The 18,801-nt window shown below is 39.4% G+C and carries 14 protein-coding genes; 8 read left to right on the forward strand and 6 right to left on the reverse strand.

The features are described from left to right. Window positions 1-47: 47 nt before the first annotated feature. The gene (locus FZF08_RS03440) at window positions 48-923 is read right to left on the reverse strand and encodes a diacylglycerol kinase family protein (protein WP_159467197.1); all 876 of its coding nucleotides are present in this window, start codon (window positions 921-923) and stop codon (window positions 48-50) included. Window positions 924-969: 46 nt separating this feature from the next. Between FZF08_RS03440 and FZF08_RS03445 the strand changes: the two genes are divergently transcribed. The 8 genes from FZF08_RS03445 (at window position 970) to FZF08_RS03480 (ending at window position 11,813) form a co-directional block, all read left to right on the forward strand. Beyond that, a complete protein-coding gene (locus FZF08_RS03445) occupies window positions 970-1,977 on the forward strand; it encodes an App1 family protein (RefSeq protein WP_159467198.1) in 1,008 nt (335 codons plus the stop codon). 9 nt (window positions 1,978-1,986) lie between these two features. Then, the gene (locus FZF08_RS03450; protein ID WP_159467199.1) at window positions 1,987-3,147 is read left to right on the forward strand and encodes a PLP-dependent aspartate aminotransferase family protein; all 1,161 of its coding nucleotides are present in this window, start codon (window positions 1,987-1,989) and stop codon (window positions 3,145-3,147) included. A gap of 75 nt (window positions 3,148-3,222) precedes the next feature. Continuing rightward, window positions 3,223-3,909, forward strand: coding sequence for a response regulator transcription factor (locus FZF08_RS03455; RefSeq protein ID WP_159467200.1), 687 nt, complete (start codon window positions 3,223-3,225; stop codon window positions 3,907-3,909). 47 nt (window positions 3,910-3,956) lie between these two features. Then, window positions 3,957-5,324 carry a cell wall metabolism sensor histidine kinase WalK gene (locus FZF08_RS03460; RefSeq protein ID WP_159467201.1) on the forward strand — a complete coding sequence of 456 codons (1,368 nt, stop codon included), beginning with the start codon at window positions 3,957-3,959 and terminating at the stop codon, window positions 5,322-5,324. Between the two features lie 80 nt (window positions 5,325-5,404). Next, complete coding sequence (locus tag FZF08_RS03465; protein ID WP_159467202.1) at window positions 5,405-6,652, forward strand: TolC family protein; 1,248 nt, start codon at window positions 5,405-5,407, stop codon at window positions 6,650-6,652. Window positions 6,653-6,724: 72 nt separating this feature from the next. Next, window positions 6,725-7,828 (forward strand): efflux RND transporter periplasmic adaptor subunit, encoded by a 1,104-nt coding sequence (locus FZF08_RS03470; protein ID WP_159467329.1) that lies wholly within the window; start codon window positions 6,725-6,727, stop codon window positions 7,826-7,828. 126 nt (window positions 7,829-7,954) lie between these two features. Next, window positions 7,955-11,059 (forward strand): efflux RND transporter permease subunit, encoded by a 3,105-nt coding sequence (locus tag FZF08_RS03475; protein ID WP_159467203.1) that lies wholly within the window; start codon window positions 7,955-7,957, stop codon window positions 11,057-11,059. A 202-nt stretch (window positions 11,060-11,261) separates the two neighbouring features. Then, window positions 11,262-11,813, forward strand: coding sequence for a hypothetical protein (locus FZF08_RS03480; protein ID WP_159467204.1), 552 nt, complete (start codon window positions 11,262-11,264; stop codon window positions 11,811-11,813). A 119-nt stretch (window positions 11,814-11,932) separates the two neighbouring features. On the opposite strand, the gene FZF08_RS03485 is transcribed toward FZF08_RS03480, so the two are convergent. The 5 genes from FZF08_RS03485 to rpoN form a co-directional block, all read right to left on the reverse strand. Then, window positions 11,933-12,652: a type II CAAX prenyl endopeptidase Rce1 family protein gene (locus FZF08_RS03485; RefSeq protein ID WP_159467205.1), complete on the reverse strand. Its 720-nt coding sequence runs from the start codon at window positions 12,650-12,652 to the stop codon at window positions 11,933-11,935. Between the two features lie 157 nt (window positions 12,653-12,809). Next, window positions 12,810-14,234, reverse strand: a complete 1,425-nt coding sequence (locus FZF08_RS03490; protein WP_159467206.1) for an ATP-binding protein — start codon at window positions 14,232-14,234, stop codon at window positions 12,810-12,812. A gap of 24 nt (window positions 14,235-14,258) precedes the next feature. After that, window positions 14,259-15,752 carry an ATP-binding protein gene (locus FZF08_RS03495; protein WP_159467207.1) on the reverse strand — a complete coding sequence of 498 codons (1,494 nt, stop codon included), beginning with the start codon at window positions 15,750-15,752 and terminating at the stop codon, window positions 14,259-14,261. Between the two features lie 4 nt (window positions 15,753-15,756). Continuing rightward, window positions 15,757-17,214: a sigma-54 dependent transcriptional regulator gene (locus FZF08_RS03500; RefSeq protein ID WP_159467208.1), complete on the reverse strand. Its 1,458-nt coding sequence runs from the start codon at window positions 17,212-17,214 to the stop codon at window positions 15,757-15,759. A 21-nt stretch (window positions 17,215-17,235) separates the two neighbouring features. Continuing rightward, window positions 17,236-18,687 carry an RNA polymerase factor sigma-54 gene (gene rpoN, locus FZF08_RS03505; protein WP_159467209.1) on the reverse strand — a complete coding sequence of 484 codons (1,452 nt, stop codon included), beginning with the start codon at window positions 18,685-18,687 and terminating at the stop codon, window positions 17,236-17,238. Window positions 18,688-18,801: the final 114 nt, after the last annotated feature.

Genomic DNA, 18,801 nt, shown 5'->3' on the forward strand with positions numbered 1-18,801 from the left:
AATTCTCCATCAACGATTGAAAGCCGAAAGCTGACCGCCAACCGCCATTAAGGAATCGCGATCCGCACAAAACCTTTCAGTATTTCAGCATTTAATTCTCTGACTTCACCTTTGTATTCACCATCAACCTGAAAATAAACTTCTCTGTCAATACATTCAATTTTTGCTTTTTCAACCGAAATAATTTCCATTACATCATGGTTAAATTCTGTATTTCCGGTCAGGAATTTGGCTGTTTCAATGAAATCAATTTTTTTCGCTATAACCAGTTCAAACTTTCCGTCCGACATGTCGCCAAATGGATTTATAGTGATCCCAGTCCCATATTTTTTTGCATTCGCTATGATCACAACAAGTGCCTCAGTTTCAATGATACCCTGGGTCGTAGTAATTCTTACCTGAAAGTTTTCATGTTCATTCAATGTTTTGAACATTTCCAGCGCATAACCCAGTTTTCCTCTTGTGTCTCCGCTTTCATAATTTTTCACCAAAAGTGCGTTTAGGCCTATATCGCTCAGGTGAAGGCTGATATCTTCATTAATTTTTACCGCATCAATGTGGACAGAATTTTCACCAAAAGCCACTTCAATTGATTCATCAATGGAAACCGGAAGTCCAAAATCTGCCGATAGCCCATTAGCCGAACCCGCCGGAATAATACCAAATATTACATCTAACCCCTGAACTGCTTCCGCAACCATCGATATAGTGCCGTCACCTCCGGCTACTAAAATACGGCTGGGGCATAGGTTTTTTACCAGTTCCCTTATCTGAATTAAATCATCCGTGCCGGTTGTTGAAAAAATACTTAAAACATAACCATCCTCCTCCGCTCTGGCGGTAACTTTGGAAAGAATTTCCTGTTTATCCTTATCCCCGGATATTGGGTTGACAACCAACAAAACTTTTCGTTCTGAAAACATATTCTCTAATTTAGGCACTTCAAGTGAATAAGGATCTGGTAATAATATGAAACGATGCGACTTAAAACTATACAGAGGCTATGCAAATAAAAAGGAAATAGTTGTTTTTGGCCATATCGTAGAAAAATATCCCGAAGGCGATCACAAATATACCCGCACCGGTTTTAGGTATGCACGTACAATCATCCAGTTATTTTCATTAAAAACCATACCAAATTTACGTGTAGTTTTGCGCGTGGGTTCGGTAGTAGCAGAAACGCGGGCAGAAGAAGATGGATATTTCCGCTTTCAGGTACCTTTTCATGAACCTATGGAAGGAGGCTGGCATCCTTACGAAGTAAGTGTGGACGATGAGATAGGGAAACATAAGTACCAGGCTACCAGGCATGAAGAGTTTTTTCTTCCCTATGAAAGCTCTTATGGCATTATTTCTGATATTGATGATACGTTTCTGATATCCCATAGCAGGCGGTCTTTCAAAAAATTATTTGTGCTGCTTGCAAAAAATGTCCAGGCCCGCAAACCTTTTGACGACGTGGTGAAACATTATCAGCTTTTGTCCTTCGCGAGCCGTACAAATCCCCAACAGCAAAATAATGTATTCTTTTACGTTTCGAGCAGCGAGTGGAATTTGTACGATATGATCGTCCGGTTTGCCGAGCTTAACGGATTGCCAAAGGCGATCCTTAAACTTAAAAAAATTAAATCGGGACTTGATGATTTTATCATGACCGGCGCAGGCTCACACGGGCATAAATTTCGAAAAATCCAGAATATTATCGAATTTTACCCGGAGTTACAATTTATTTTACTAGGTGATGATTCGCAGAAAGATCCCGAAATATATGCGGAAATATGTGCCATATATGCGCCCAATATCCGGGCTGTTTATATTCGCCAAACGCGTAAAAGAAGTAAATCCGAGGTCACAATACTTTTAAAAAGAATACAGGAAATGAATATTGATACAAGCTATTTTTCGCATAGTAATAAAGCTATCATTCATTCTATTGAAACCGGAATTGTGTTCAGACAACCCACGGAAAATAAATAAATTCAAATAATGGACATCTCTTATATTCTGAATGAACTTGGTGAAGACCGCAGCCAGTATTTTAATGCCGTGGCACCTCCAATCGTCCAGACCAGTAATTTTGTATTCGATACTTTTGAAGAGTTAAGAAATGCCTTTGCCAACGAAGATTCAAATTTTCTTTATTCCCGCGGAAATAATCCTACGATTGATATTCTAAGTAAAAAACTGGCGGCACTGGACGGAGCCGAAGATGCTTTGGTTTTTAACAGCGGTGCATCGGCCATTTATTGTTCTGTGATGGCTAATATCAAGTCGGGCGATCACATTGTTTCTGTTCAAAAACCGTATAGCTGGGCGACAAGATTATTTGATAATATTCTTCCGCGTTTCGGTGTACAAACAACTTATATTGACGGTACGAAAATTGAAAATTTCGAAAACGCACTTCGTCCCGAAACTGCCGTTATTTATCTTGAAACCCCGAATACGCTGACTTTTGAATTACAAGATCTGAGAGCCGTTGCCGCCCTTGCCAAAAGTCGCGGGATCATCACAATTGTCGACAATAGTTACTGCACACCGCTTTATCAAAAACCACATGCTTTGGGAATTGATCTCAGTCTGCAATCCGGCACTAAATATCTCGGCGGCCATAGTGATGTATTAGCCGGTGTGCTTACGGGTTCAAAAGAAATGCTAAAGAGAATTTTCAACGAACAATTGTTAAATACAGGATCCGGAATTTCCCCGTTTAACGCCTGGCTGATTTTACGTGGTTTGAGAACGCTTCCCATGAGACTCGAACATATTTCCAAATCCACACAAAAAGTAATAGCTTACCTCAAAAATCATCCAAAAATTGAACGTATCATCTTTCCCTTTGATGAAGATTTCCCGCAACTTGAACTTGCACACAGACAAATGTCCGGCGCCTGCGGACTTTTTACAATTTTATTGAAAGCGGATTCAATTGCTCGAATCGAGCTCTTTACTTATTCATTGAAACATTTTTTGGTAGCCGTTTCCTGGGGCGGGCATGAGTCGCTTATTATGCCGCAGGCTGCTGCACTGGCGCCTGAACTTTTCGATGCAAACAATGAACATCATCGTTTGGTGAGAATTTATATTGGTTTTGAAGACCCTGACTATCTTATCAAAGACTTTGAACAAGCTTTGGAAGTGCTGTAATTTAAAATCCAAGATTGTTGGAAAATCGATATTACGCGTAACTTACTGCTCAATTATGAAATTACCTGATACTAAATGAAAACCATACTCATTGTCGAAGACGACAGGCGTATTGCCCAAAATATTTACCGCGGATTACATGCTGAAAATTTTGAAGCGGAAATTGCATACGATGGTATTACAGGTAAAAATCTGGCTTTAAGTAAAAAATTTGATCTTATTTTGCTTGATGTTAATCTTCCGGGATTAAAAGGATATGATGTTTGCCAGCAAATCCGTGTTTACAAACCCTCCCTTCCAATCATCATGCTCACAGCTTATGGTGAAATTGAGGATAAAGTGGAAGGATTAAATAGAGGTGCTAATGATTATATCGTAAAACCTTTTGATTTCAGAGAACTTATGGCCCGTATCAACGCCGCTTTACGGGTTTCAGAACTGAATAATCCGGAAACAGAAAACCAGACCTTACGCATAGCGGATCTGGAATTAAACATTGGGACAAAGGAAGTAATCCGCGCAGGAAAATCCATTGAGCTGACTGCAAAAGAGTTTGCATTACTTGAATATTTTCTCTTACACAGGGGGCGTGTTGTTTCAAAAATGGATCTGGCAGAACATGTCTGGCATCTGAATTTTGATCCGGGCACCAATGTTGTCGAAGTTTATATTAACTATTTGCGTAAGAAAATTGACAAAAATTTTGATACAAAACTGATCCATACAAGGCCAGGTTTGGGATATATTATGAAAGAAGAATGAGCGGTTTAACAAAGAATTTCCTTTACCACGCTTTGAAATTATAATCAGTGAAAATAAAAGACCGGATCGCCCTGCAATTTACATTAATGGTAGCCGTAATATTACTGCTTTTTTCAGCAGCAATTTACAGTTTATCAGCACGTTACCGACAGGAAGAATTCTATGACCGGTTAAAGAGCAAAGCACAAACAACCTGCCGGCTTTTGGTAAATGTAAAAGGAATTGACAAGGATCTTCTTAAGATTATTGATAAAAATACACTTACGGAAATGCTTGATGAAAAAGTATTGATTTTCAATTCCAAAGATGAATTGGTGTATTCCAGCGTCGATGACAAACTGATCACTTATCATTCCGAACTACTTAATGAAGTAAGGGCAAACAAGGAAATGGAATTTTTTCAGGAGGATAGCGAAACCATTGGTTTACTTTATCAGGAAGGCGACGAACCCTTGGTGGTATTAGCGTCAGCTTTTGATAAATTCGGACGTAGTAAGCTTGATAATCTTTTACAAATCCTGGCTTGGGGGCTTATCGGTGGCATCGGGTTAACCATTGCGCTCGGGATCTATTTTGCAAGCAATTCTCTGAAACCCATTAGTTTGATTAACGAGCAGGTTTCCCAGATTACCGCGCATAATCTCGCGCAAAAGCTGGATGAAGGAAACCGGAAAGATGAAATTGCACAGCTTGCTATAAATTTCAACACCGTACTTGACCGGCTGAATAAGGCTTTTGAACAACAGAAAAGTTTCGTATCCCACGCTTCCCACGAATTAAGAACACCTTTGGCGGCACTAAAATCAGAGATACAGCTCGGCCAGCGTTTTACAAAAAACAATCCTGAACTGGAAGAGGTTTTTGCAAATTTATTCTCAGATACCGAGCGCCTGATCAGCATTACCAATAATTTGCTTTTTTTAGCCCGTTCCATAGAAAACATGGGCAATATGAAGTCAACTTCGGTCAGAATTGAAGACATTGCTTTTTTGGCTAAAGAGGAAATACTTTCCTCTTTTCCAAATTATAATATTCTTATCGATTATATTTCAATACCCGAAAACGAAAATGATACGATTATCGATGGGAATGAAGAATTATTGAAGCGGGTACTTCTAAACCTGATTGATAATGCATGCAAATATTCGTCCAACCACACAGCGCGGGTCTTGATTGGTACCAATGAAACCGATTGTTTTGTAAAAATCACTGATGAAGGAATTGGAATTAGTCCGGACGACCTACCCTATCTCTTTGACCCATTTTACCGATCATCTCACACGAGCGAAGTTCCGGGTTTTGGTATCGGACTTTCTATTTGTCAGCGCATTATCGATCTTCACCACGGCACCATAAAAGTGACTAGCGAGCTCGGAAAAGGGAGCGAATTCCAGGTCAGTTTAAAGCACGTTTAGCATTCTAATTTTTTTCTAAGGTTATTCTAAGCCTCCTGTAATACCCAGTGACGAATATCGCATCTTTCTAAAATGGAATTATGCGAACTTACGTCACCGTACTCTTACTTTTCTTTACCATCAGTTTACGAGCCCAGGATACTCTCCGGCTTACAATCCGACAAGCGGACAGTATTTTTTTACAAAAAAACCTCGACATCTTAGCAGAAAAATATCAGATCGATATTTCTAAATCTCTGGAAATACAGGACAAGCTCTGGGCTAACCCTACACTTTCATTGGAGTTGAGTGCTTACAACCGTTCGCGTGGCGCATTTGATGTTGGCCGTCAGGGACAAAAGGCGGTAACAATTCAGCAGCTTATTACGCGTGCAGGGAAAAGAAATAAACGTGTCGCGCTAGATGTAGAATCTACCAGAAAAAGCGAATTTCAGTTTTACGATCTTATCCGTACTCTGAAATTCGAGCTTCGGGAGATGTTTTTTGAAACCTATTATCTCAGCCAGACAATTGCACTTTATGATAATCAGATCGCGACATTAAATACAACTGTTACTGCTTTTGAAAAAGAATACAACCGGAAAAATATATCGCTGAAAGAAGTTGTCCGCCTGAAAGCACTTCTGTTTCAGCTTACAAATGACCGCGCTAATATTCTTTTTGAACTTTCAGAAAATCAGCGCGACCTGCGCACTTTATTAAATTCTGAAAATCCGGTAAAACCGGTTGTTGACAGTACTGACATCACCAGATATCAGCTTAAAAATTATAATCTGGCCATTTTGAAAGACAGGGCTTTACAAAGTCGGGCCGACTTAAAAGTGGTGGAATCTTCAACAAAACAAGCTGAATTGAATTACACTTTGCAAAGAGCACTGGCTGTTCCGGACATTCAGGTTGGCGCAGTGTATGACCAGTCGAGCAATTATGTAAGTAATTATTTCGGACTTTCCCTTTCAATGGATTTGCCCTTCTTTAACAGAAACCAGGGAAATATCCGTGCTGCAAAAAGTAATATCAGTTATTTCAAAACTGCGGAAGCTGCCAAGCAAAACGTTATTAATAATGAAGTTGACGCCGCTTTACAAAAAGTTGTCGTAGCTGAAAAAGCTTACAAAGGCGTAGAAAATCATTTTACCGACCAATTTGAATTATTGAGCAAAGGGTTTTATGACAACTTCCAGAAACGGAATATCACGCTTCTGGAATTTATCGACTTCATTGAAACCTATAACGAGAGCATCAAGGAGTTCAACCGCCTGCAAGCTGACCGGATCAAGGTTTATGAAGAGTTAAATTTTGTGGTTGGTGAAGAGCTTTTTAATTAATCAAACGAATTAAATTCTTATAACATACGAATGAAAGCTGAAACAAAGCATTTAGATCAACTATTTTACGGAATGAGACCATCGGCGGGTAAAAGTTTAGTATACCTGTTTTCGCTGGCTTTCGTCAGTTTATGGTTATCATCTTGTACCAAGGAAACAGAAAAACAGGAAGAATCAAAAGCGTTTATGTTGTCGGATACCATGATGAGCCGCATCACATTGGATACTGTTAAAACAGAAACCGTTCGTAATGAATTGACACTGGTTGGGAAAGTAGTTCCTGATGAAAATCAGGTTATTAAAGTTTTCCCTCTGGTGGGTGGAAATGTGGAAGATGTAAATGTTGAATTAGGAGATAATGTACGTAAAGGCCAGAAACTGGCAACAATCCGTTCAGGAGAAGTAGCAGATTTTGAGCGTCAGATGATTCAGGCCCAATCGGATTTATTAATTGCGCAAAAAAATCTTTCCTCAACAGAAGATTTGTACGAAAGCAAACTGGTTCCTGAAAGAGATGCCATCACAGCTAGACAAATGGTTGACAAAGCGCAGGCCGAAGTGAGCCGAATGAAAGAGATTTTTTCAATCTATGGTTTGAGTAAATCGACAAATTATACGGTAAAATCTCCTATCAATGGTTTCATTATTTCCAAAAATGTAAACCGCGGAATGCAGCTGCGTTCTGATAATTCGGAAGCTCTATTTACAGTCGGACAAATTGCAGATGTGTGGGTTTTGGCGAATGTAAATGAAAGCGATATCCCTCGTATCAAGGTTGGCATGACCGCCGACGTACATACGATCAGTTTCCCGGACGAAACTTTCAAAGGCAAGGTTGATAAAATCTATAACGTGCTTGACCCTGAAACAAAGGCAATGCAGATAAGAATTCAGCTGAATAATATTGGTTACAAATTGAAACCGGAAATGCACGCAACGGTGAATTTGAATTTTGAAGAATCCGATAGAATGACCGCCATTCCATCTCAATCCATCATTTTCGACCGTAGTAAAAACTGGGTATTGGTTTTCCATAGCCGCAGCAAAATTGAAGCGCGCGCAGTTGAAGTTTACCGGACTTTAACAAACCGAGCTTACATCAAAAGCGGACTAAAAGACGGCGAACAAGTCATTTCCAAAAACCAGCTGCTTGTGTATAACGCAATTAATGATTAAAAAAAAATGATAGAATGATTGAATGATAGAATGAGTGAATGTTTGCCCATTCTATCATTCATCGCACCGGAGACCCGGCCTATCATTCTATCATTCAATATTCTCTCATTCAAAATTGAATTTTTAATGAATAAATTCATTCGGGGAATCGTAGGTTTCTCTCTCAAAAACCGGTTTTTCATCTTCTTCCTGACGGGCCTTATGATCGTGGCCGGCGTGGTCAGTTACAGAAGTACGCCTTTGGAAGCATTTCCGGATATTACCAATACGCAGATCATTATCGTTTCACAGTGGCATGGCCGGAGTGCAGAAGAAATTGAACGGTTTGTTACACAGCCCATCGAAATTGCCATGAACTCGGTTCAGCGGAAAGCCAATGTCCGAAGTGTAACGATGTTTGGTTTGTCTGTTATCAAAATTATTTTCGATGACGATGTGGAAGATTTTTTCGCCCGTCAACAAGTCAATAATCAGCTAAGAACTGTTTCATTACCAGATGGTGTTGAGCCGGAAGTTCAGCCTCCATACGGACCAACAGGAGAAATTTTCAGATATTCTCTTGAAAGTAAAGACCGCGACAGCCGTGAGTTGTTGACCCTTCAAAACTGGGTAATCGACCGTCAGTTGCGTAGCGTTCCGGGTGTAGCCGATGTGGTTGCTTTCGGTGGCCGTGAAAAGATTTATGAAGTTCAGGTAAATCCTACAAAACTGGTTAAATACAATATTACGCCGTTGGAAGTCTATCAAGCTGTTACAAAAAGTAACGTAAATGTTGGTGGTGATGTAATTGAAAAAAATGGCCAAGCCTATGTTGTACGAGGAATAGGATTACTGGAATCAACACAGGATATTGAAAACATTATTGTAGAATATGTAAAAGATTATCCGATCCTTGTAAAAAACGTAGCTGATGTAAAAGAATCGGATTTGCCCCGTGTTGGGCAGGTCGGTTTGGGCAAAAATGATGACGTTGTTGAAGGTATTGTGGTACAGCGCAAGGGAGAAAACCCAAGTGAAGTATTGGCAAGAATCAAGGAGAAAATCGGTGAGTTGAATACGAAGATATTGCCACCGGATGTTAAAATGGTCACTTTTTATGACCGTGACAATCTGATTGAATTTTGTGCTGATACGGTAAAACATAACCTTGTTGAAGGAATTGTTTTCGTAACAGTTATCGTATTTCTATTCATGGCAGACTGGCGGACGACGATCATCGTTTCCATCATTATTCCGCTGGCGCTTCTATTTGCGTTTACTTGTTTGAAACTGAAAGGGATGTCTGCCAACTTACTATCGATGGGGGCGATTGACTTCGGAATTATCATTGATGGGGCCGTGGTGATGGTCGAGGGAATATTTGTAGCCCTGGATCATCTTGCCCACAAAAACGGAATGGATCGGTATAATAAACTTTCCAAACTCGGACTGATCAAAAAGACGGGTGGTGAAATGGGAAAAGCTATATTTTTCTCAAAACTGATTATCATTACCGCACTGCTACCTATTTTCAGTTTCCAGAAAGTGGAAGGTAAAATGTTTAGCCCTCTGGCATTTACCTTAGGTTTTGCCTTGCTTGGCGCTTTGTTTTATACACTTACGCTGGTTCCGGTTTTGTGTTCTTTCTTGTTGAATAAAAACGTTCGTGAAAAAAATAACCCGATCGTTAACTTCTTTGACAAAATCGTCATGGGAGGTTTCAACTGGTGTTTTGGACATAAAAAGATCAGTTTTATATTCGCTACCGTATTTTTAAGTGTTTCTCTTTTCTCTTCAACATGGCTTGGAACCGAGTTTTTGCCACAGCTGAATGAAGGTGCACTTTGGGTTACTGCCGAATTGCCAATGAGTATGTCGCTGCCTGAAAGTGTGAAAATGGCAAGTGATATCCGGAAAGATCTGGCCACTTTTAAAGAAGTGAAACAGGTACTTTCTCAGGTTGGCCGTTCCAATGACGGTACTGACCCGAACGGATTTTATTTCTGCCAGTTCCAGGTGGATTTGGTGCCAAAGAAAGAATGGAAACGTAAAATCACGAATGAGCAGCTTACTGATGAAATGAACAAATTGCTAAGCGTTTATCCGGGTGTTTTGTACAATTACTCACAGCCGATTGTTGATAACGTAGCAGAAGCTGTGGCTGGATACAAGGCAAGTAACGGTATTAAGATATTTGGTCCAAATCTTGAAGAACTTGAAAAATATGCAAACCTGTCCATGGACGCTGTTCGGGATGTGGATGGTATCAAAGACCTGGGACTTATCCGTAACATTGGTCAGCCGGAGATCAGCGTAATTTTGCAGGATCACAAAATGGCACAATATGGTGTAAGTACAGCTGATGTTCAGGCGGTTATTGAAATGGCAATTGGTGGAAAAACAGCGTCAATCCTGTACGAAGGTGAACGTAAATTTGATATTCGTCTGCGTTATCAACAACAATATCGTCGTGATGAGCAGGATATTCAGCAATTGATGGTACCTACTTTAACAGGTGGCAAAATCCCGTTGAAAGAAATTTCGTCCATTCGGAAAGTTACCGGTCCTGCATTTGTTTATCGTGATAATAATAAACGGTTTATTGGTGTGAAATTCTCAGTTCGTGGCCGTGACCTTGGAGGTACTATTGCAGAAGCGCAGCAACGTGTAAGAGAAAAATTGCCTAACCTGCCAAAAGGTTATTCTATTGAATGGGTTGGAGAATTTGAAAATCAGGTTCGCGCTACTTCCAGATTAGGACAAGTTGTCCCGATCAGTTTGATCGGTATTTTCATTCTTCTTTTCATCATGTTCAGCAATGCAAAGGATGCAGGTCTGGTTTTGGTGAACGTACCTTTTGCATTGATTGGAGGAATTCTTGCACTGCATGCGACACATATGAACTTCGGAATTTCAGCAGGTGTTGGTTTTATCGCACTCTTTGGGTTATGCGTCCAGAACGGGGTAATTCTGATTTCTGTCTTTAATAAAAATCTTGCAGCCCATATGCCTCTTGACGATGCCATTCGAGAGGGTGTCAAGTCAAGAATCCGGCCGGTAGTCATGACCGCACTCATGGCTGCCATTGGGCTGCTCCCAGCTGCTACTTCCACAGGTATCGGATCGGAAACACAAAAACCGCTGGCGATTGTCGTAATCGGAGGATTAATAACAGCAACTGTTTTAACGCTGTTGATTTTCCCGATCATTTACGCATTCTTCAATAAAAAGAAACAGCCGGTACATTCTTGATATTATAATAAACTCTGCTTTCCCCGCTCTGAACATTCGGAGCGGGGATTTTTTGTTGTCAAATTTCTCAGTCACTAATAGGCTGTACGTCGACAAAAAGTAACCATACGTCGACATTACAAATCATCGATTAAACAAATCGGTTATATCGGTGTCATAGAATCACAAAACGCAGAAATTAACTTTATAAACATCAGAAATCATGAAAAAGATAATCGTAGCCATATTCGTTTTTGTTGCAGCTTTCTCAGCTCCAAAAGCAGAAGCACAAATCAGTTTAAGTATTAATATCGGTCAGCAGCCAGCATGGGGCCCTACCGGTTATGATCACGTAGATTTTTATTATCTACCAGACATCAATGTTTATTATGATGTGGTAAGAGCGCAGTATGTTTATCCAAGCGGAAATCAGTGGGTTTATGGACAAAACCTTCCGGCACGCTATCGTAATTTTGATATATACAATAGCTATAAAGTGGTCGTAAATGAAGCAAGACCATATTTGCATAATAATGTATATGTTACAAAATATGCCAGATACAAAGGTCAGCACAACCAGCAGATCATTCGTGACAGCAGAGATCAGAAATATTTCCAAAGTGCTCAGCATCCGCAACACCAACAATGGGAAAAACAACAAACAAAAGTTGTTGTGAAAACAAATAATAATAACAACAACAGAAATAATAACGCAAGAAACAATAATAACGGTCGTGATAACAAAAACGACAAAAAAGGAAATGGCAGAAATTAAGATTCTGAATTTAAGCTATTTCGTTAATTCTTTTATATTGATAAATTAATAAAAACCCTCATCTTGAAACAGGATGAGGGTTTTTATTATATATCAGATCGTTTCGGAAGATTATCGTTTTAAAACTGAAAACATAATAGGAAAAAATTATATGCTGAATGGAGCAAAATTCCGTGTAAAAAACCATATTTTAGACGGACATAACCCAACAAAAAACCTAAGGAAGTTTGTGGAAGCGTAATGATCGGAATTAATAAAAGTGTAGAAAAACGCAAATCAAAATCGGTCATATGATGCAACCCAAAACCAACCACCGACACATAGAAAATTACTTTATAATACTTTTGCCAAAATTCTTCCAACCGATTATTTATGTCCCGATTTTCATACAGAAAACTATAAACCATTGCCATTAAAATAAGACTTAATCCAACAGCCAGGGAAGTATGATTAGGCTCTCCAAAAATACCATAACCCGTGACAAATTTTTGTAATAAATAAAACAACCAAATACCAGAAAACGCTGCGAAGTTTATTTTGGAATATTTAAGACATAGACGAAATTTAAGTTCTTCCACAATGGGCGCATATAAACAAGCTAATCCGATTTTATAAACCCAGGTCTTCTGCCTGACAGAATTCAGAAAAACACTTACAGGTTTTTCTATATTGAAAATTTCAAAAAAAGAGAATACGATTAATCCTGAAACCAAACTCAACAGTAATGCCAACAGAAATACTCGAAGAAATTCTATCTGACTAAAATAAAACTGATTCTTACCAGAAGTAACTTTTCCACCTGATAATAAAATACCTAATTCCGAAATGATCATTTTCATAACAACAGGATTTACTGAGGAGATAACGTTTCTGTTGTTTGACACAAATTTGAACCTCGCGTCACTGTATGAAATGAAAAAATCCCTCGTGAAAGGGATTTTAAATCTTATTAATATGATTGATTGTATCGATTATAATCTGACTTTGGGGAATTATTTAATTTGAAAAACTTACTGTGAAAGTTGTTCCCTCTCCTACTTCTGACTGCACGTCGATACGTCCGTGGTGTGCATGAAGAATGTTTAGCGTTGTCGCTAATCCAAGCCCCATACCATTTTTCTTGCCTGTAAAGTAAGGTTCAAAAACCTTGTCCATATTTTCCTGACTGATACCTGAGCCATTATCCGCAAAAATAACCTGCAAAGAATCTGCCTGAATCCGGGTCGTTATCCTCAATATTCCTTTGTCCTCATCCATGGCTTCAATAGCGTTGGTGATAAGATTTAAAAACGCCATTTGTAAGGAAACGGAATCAAGCGGAATGAAAAAATCCTCGTCTGCATAAGCCTTGACAATCTTGATTCTTTTCAGCTGCACCCGGTCATAAGCAGTTGCAATCGCTTCATCCAGAATGTAATGGATGGATTGTTCAACCAAAACAATATCAGCAGAACTCGAAGGTTGCAGCAATTGCGTGATCAGATCATTGATGCGGGTACAATTTCGCTTGATAATCTGGGTATAAAATTTATGGTCCTCATCAACCAATTCCATTTCCAGCTGTTCCGCAGAAAGATTTACATTGGTAAGCGGATTTCTTACTTCATGCGCCAGCATTCTAACCAGCCGGCTTGTTACAGCTAGTTTTTCAGAAAAAAGCCTTTCTCTTTCCGACTGCTTTCTGGCAGTAATATCATGCAAGCGGCCCTGAACATAAGGGTTATCCTCATCCATTTCCATAGAAGCTGAAAAAACACAATACTTCTTCTCACCATCCGTCGTTGCAATCCGAACTTCAAAATCCTGTATCGCCCTATCCTCGATACCATCCCAAACCAATCCAAAATTTGAGTCATCTACAATTTCAAGAATATTTTTCCCTTTCAATTCTCTTGGCAAGTAACCGGTAAGCGTGCAGGCCGACGTATTAAAATCAGTGATAACCCCTTCAAGATCACTGATAAATAAAAAATCATTGGATTCCTCAAAGACCCTTCGATAACGTCTTTCACTATGGCGCAATGCTTTTAAAACCGAGGTGCGCTCCAAGGCATAACGAATCGTCCGTTCAAGCTTTTCAGGATCCAGCTCATTTTTTATCAGATAATCCACCGCGCCGAGGCGCAATGCTTCTACGGCAATTTTTGTATCGCCTTTTCCTGTAAGAAGAATCATTGGCTCTTCACATTCAAGGGTTGTGGCTTCCTCAATCAGGTCAATTCCATTGCGTTCACCCAACAAATAATCAAAAAAGTAGAGATCAAACTTTTTGTTTTGAATGGCATGAATCGCTTCCTTGTATGTCGCACACCAGGTTATGTCGAATTTCCAGTTTATAAGATCGTTAAAATACTCTCTGGTAAGAAAGTAATCATCTTCATCATCGTCAACCAGGAGTACGGTAATCAATTTGTTGTTCATTAGAAATGAATAGAAAAAGTCCTTTTAATTTTGACTAACCGGAAGAATAATTTCGAATGTTGCACCGTGATCCGGGATTCCAAATGCTTCAATATTTCCATGATGGCTTTCAACCACTTTTTTACATACAGAAAGCCCAATGCCCGCCCCCTCATACTCCGAACGGCCTCTTAAACGCTGAAAAATCGTAAAAATCCTGGACGCGTTGTCATTAGAAAATCCTATACCATTGTCTTTCAAAATAATCTTTATGTAATTTTTCTCTACCGGCATTTTTCTTTTCAACACCTCTGCAACGCTCAGCTCAGTTACATGAAGTGAAATCACAGGAATCGTTTCCGGTCTTGTAAATTTCAAAGCGTTGGAAATAAGATTGATAAAGAGCTGAGACATCTGAGACGGATTCGCATCTATTACAGGAAGTTTATCAAGCGCTATTACAGCTTGTTTTTGCTGAATTGTAACTTCTAAATCACTAACCGTACTTCTCAGGATTTCATTCAAATCTGTCTTCTCAAAAACATTCAAAGTGCCTGTAACTCTTGAAAATTCTAACAGATTATTTATCATTTTCTGCATTCGACCGGTAGCGCTCATAATGCGGCTTAGATAAACCTTCTGCTCCTGATTGAGTATGTCTTTTGTCTTACTTTCCAGACGCTCACCAAAAGAAGTAATTTTCCGCAGAGGCTCCTGCAAATCATGGGAGGCTACATATGCAAACTGTTCCAGGTCCTCATTGGATTTATTCAAATCACTGACTTTCCTTTCCAGTTCACTCTGTATTTCTCTAAGCGTGGTAACGTTGAAAGCGGTTCCGATTGAAATATTATGACCTGTTACTTCATCAATCGAATTATGACCGCGCACATACAAATATTTCTCCTCTCCATCCTCAGCTAAAATCCTGAATTCCAAAATATAAGCATCGGTATAGGAAAGTACATTTTTCAATTTTTCCGAGATAAGTTCAACGTCATCCGGATGAATATTTTTTTTGAAAGTTGCGCTGCTTAATTTTTCCATCGGCAAACTTTCCGGGGTGTAACCCATGAGTTTGTACATACCTTCCGTCCACTTATACCGGGCATCTTGTATGTCCCAGATCCAGCTTCCGAATTCCATGGTTTCCTCAGCCTCAGCTGATAATTTTTGCAGATGTGCCAGCTGAGCTTCTACATTTCTTTCCGCAGAAATATCGGTGAGTGTATATAAATTATGTTTTTCGTCAATTGCCGACTTATCAATTCTGCACCATATACCTGATTTAGTAAATTGAAAATTGAAAAAACCACTTTCCCTTAAAATATTAAAGTCAACATGCGCTCCGCATATCGACTTTAATGTTAATCCTTCAAGATCGGAAATTCCTGTTAGTCTGGATGCAGCATTATTGGCATAAAAACACTCAGAATCTGAAAACGGCATTACCTCTTCATCGCTTCCGCAAACAAGAAATCCGGTTGGCGAGGCATTTAATATTTCATGAAAAGAAAATGGATATAACTGATTTTTCAATCTATTAAATATCAAATTGTTTCATCTTGTTATACAACGTTTTCCGGTCAATATTTAACAAACGTGCCGCTTTGCTTTTGTTAAAATTAACATCCCTCAAAACCTGCATGATCATATCATATTCGGCTTCATTTGCGACTGTTTTAAGGCTTGGCTTTGTATCATCGGTATCGGCAGCTTCAAGTATAATCGGCGCTGAAATGATAGGCGAGGGTACAATTTCATCGTCCAGGTCTTTAAGTTTGTTATGATTGACAATCTCAAAAGGAAGTGACTTTTCTTCAATAAATTCACCATCAGACAATAGTGTTGCACGTTTTATTACGTTTTTAAGCTCACGTAAATTACCAGGCCAGGAGTAATTGACGAAATCCTTCATCACCTCATCTGAAAAGCCTTTTACATTTTTAGACAACTCTGCATTTGTCGTATCCAGAAAAGTGGTAGCAAAAAGTATCAGATCATCCTTACGATTTCTTAGCGCCGGTACCTCAATTGTAAATTCATTGAAGCGATAGTAAAGATCTTCTCTGAATTTACCATTTTTGGCTGCATCCAGCAATCTTTCGTTACTCGCCACAATAATCCTTACGTCCAGTTCAATTTCTTTGGAAGCTCCAATACGACGCATCTTACGCTCCTGCACTACGCGAAGCAAAGCAACCTGAATTTCGTAAGACAAATTGGAAACTTCATCCAGAAATAAAGTACCTCCGTTGGCCATCTCAAAGTGGCCGATTTTGGTTTGTAAGGCTCCTGTAAAAGATCCTTTTTCATGACCAAAGAGCTCACTTCCTGCAAGTTCCTTTGAAATGGCTCCACAATCCATTGCCACAAATGGCATATCTTTTCTGCGAGATCTGTTATGTATTTCCTGCGCAATCGCCTCTTTGCCAGAACCTGACTCTCCGTAAATAATTACACTAAAATTGGTTGGGGCAACAAGATCTACCTGGCGGAAAAGATTGTCCGATACTTCACTTTGTCCCATCACATAACCCGCTTTCATCTTATGAGAGGTTTTACGGGCTGCTTTTGGTGCAGCAGAAGCCGAATTATTGCCAGAAGCTACTGATTCTGTTTCTCCTGTTCTTTCAAAATCGGCATCGGCCAGGGCTTTTTTGACAGTCACTAATATTTCATCCGGAAAAAGAGGCTTTGTGATATAGTCGTAAGCACCCAGTTTCATTACGTTTACTGCAACCTTTATATCAGAATAACCTGTAATAATCAAAACCGGCACATGCGGGCGTTTGGATTTGATCGCATTCAATAGTTCTGTACCGGTAATATCGCCCAAACGGAAGTCCGTCATAACAAGATCCGGTTCGAAGGATTCAATTAACGCAAGTCCGTCTTTTCCAGTCAGAGCTGTTTCAACTATAAAATCATTCTTTGATAAAAATCTCTTTAACAAGAAGCAAATATCCGCTTCGTCATCGACCACTACTATTTTTTTCATGTGGAATAAGTGCTTTCTTAATTAAATGGTGACCCGCAAACGAGCGGTTGGTATATTTAATTGCTCCCTGTATTTAGCAACAGTGCGGCGGGCAACAGAATAACCCTTTTCTGACAACAAGTCGGTAATTTGCTGATCATTATATGGATGGCGTTTATCTTCAGCTGCCGTGATTTCCCGAATCGCTTCCTGAATTTCACGGTTTGAAACTTCCGTACCATCCTCATTTGTAACACCTTCAGTAAATAGATCTTTCAACAGAACAATTCCAAAAGGTGTCTGAACATATTTATTTGTAGTAACGCGTGATACTGTGGAGATATCCATATCAATAATTTCCGCAACGTCTTTAAGGATCATTGGGCGAAGTTTCTTGATATCACCCGTTTGGAAATAATCGTATTGCAGTTTTACAATGGCCCTTAATGTGCTTAGCATCGTATTTTCACGCTGCTTGATGGCATCAATAAACCATTTGGCAGAATTCATTTTATTTTTCAAAAACTGATTCGTTGCCTTATCGATTTTCTGCTCAGCCATTTGTGTAAACAATTTGTTCAAACGTAATGCGGGGCTGTTTCCCCAGGTCAATTGTACCTCAATTTCACTGTCTTCAATATAACGAAGCATAAAATCCGGCTTAATACTTTCATTGACAAGGGTATCATTCCTAAGTCCCGACGCAGGTTTGGGATTAAGTGTTGTGATAAGCTGAATTGCCTTTTTCAGACTTTCTTCATCCAGGCTCAAAACACGCATGATCTTATCATAATTTCGCGAACCCAGTTCATCAAACGTATCCGAAACAATCTTGTATGCCCATCCCCAAACCTCATCCTGATTTTCAATCCTATGAAGCTGGATGATCAGACATTCACGCAAATCCTTGGCGGCAATTCCAGGAGGATCCAGCTGCTGGATTACCCTCAGCATCATTTCAACTTCTTCCGTGTCGATAAACATGCTGTTGGCAAAAGAAATATCATCAGCAATTACCTCACTTTCACGTCTCAGGAATCCGTCTTCATCCAGCGAATCAAGAATAAAATCTGCAACAAGCTGCTGCCGTTCATCAAGTCGTAAAAAGTGAACCTGTTGTTTTAAATCATCCCTGAAACCGATTGATTCCACCATAGGGCGGGTATACAGCTCGTTATCAGCTGATTGATTATTTGCATACGTTTTATAGTCTGGAATATCATCATCTCTGAACTCGTCCCAGTCCTGATAATCCTGAACTGACGGATAATCATCTTCTCCTGAACTGCCAGAATCGTCGGCATCCTGAAATTCATCCGCAGTATCTTCTGAAGCTGTATCTTCCTTACCCTCTTCCAGTATAGGATTTTCCTCTAATTCTTCTTTAATTCTTTGCTCAAGCTCCATGGTTGTCAGGTGCAATAAATTCAGCATCTGAATCTGAAGAGGAGAATATTTAAGGGTTTGTCGTTGCGTCTGCGTTTGTCTTTGCATATAGCAATTAATTGTAATATTAAAAGTTCTCTTTAATGATATCGTTTGAATCGAAACCTGGTATATTACGGATTTTACCCGAAATGTAGGATCAAAAGGATCCCGCTGTTTCTC

The organism is Dyadobacter sp. 3J3, assembly GCF_009801115.1.
Taxonomy (GTDB): Bacteria; Bacteroidota; Bacteroidia; order Cytophagales; family Spirosomataceae; genus Dyadobacter.

Bases quoted from the DNA above. Each gene is read 5' to 3' on its own strand.
- FZF08_RS03440 (WP_159467197.1), bottom strand. From the start codon at position 923: ATGTTTTCAGAACGAAAAGTTTTGTTGGTTGTCAACCCAATATCCGGG.
- FZF08_RS03445 (WP_159467198.1), top strand. From the start codon at position 970: ATGAAACGATGCGACTTAAAACTATACAGAGGCTATGCAAATAAAAAG.
- FZF08_RS03450 (WP_159467199.1), top strand. From the start codon at position 1,987: ATGGACATCTCTTATATTCTGAATGAACTTGGTGAAGACCGCAGCCAG.
- FZF08_RS03455 (WP_159467200.1), top strand. From the start codon at position 3,223: ATGAAAACCATACTCATTGTCGAAGACGACAGGCGTATTGCCCAAAAT.
- FZF08_RS03465 (WP_159467202.1), top strand. From the start codon at position 5,405: ATGCGAACTTACGTCACCGTACTCTTACTTTTCTTTACCATCAGTTTA.
- FZF08_RS03470 (WP_159467329.1), top strand. From the start codon at position 6,725: ATGAGACCATCGGCGGGTAAAAGTTTAGTATACCTGTTTTCGCTGGCT.
- FZF08_RS03475 (WP_159467203.1), top strand. From the start codon at position 7,955: ATGAATAAATTCATTCGGGGAATCGTAGGTTTCTCTCTCAAAAACCGG.
- FZF08_RS03480 (WP_159467204.1), top strand. From the start codon at position 11,262: ATGAAAAAGATAATCGTAGCCATATTCGTTTTTGTTGCAGCTTTCTCA.
- FZF08_RS03485 (WP_159467205.1), bottom strand. From the start codon at position 12,652: ATGAAAATGATCATTTCGGAATTAGGTATTTTATTATCAGGTGGAAAA.
- FZF08_RS03490 (WP_159467206.1), bottom strand. From the start codon at position 14,234: ATGAACAACAAATTGATTACCGTACTCCTGGTTGACGATGATGAAGAT.
- FZF08_RS03500 (WP_159467208.1), bottom strand. From the start codon at position 17,214: ATGAAAAAAATAGTAGTGGTCGATGACGAAGCGGATATTTGCTTCTTG.
- rpoN (WP_159467209.1), bottom strand. From the start codon at position 18,687: ATGCAAAGACAAACGCAGACGCAACGACAAACCCTTAAATATTCTCCT.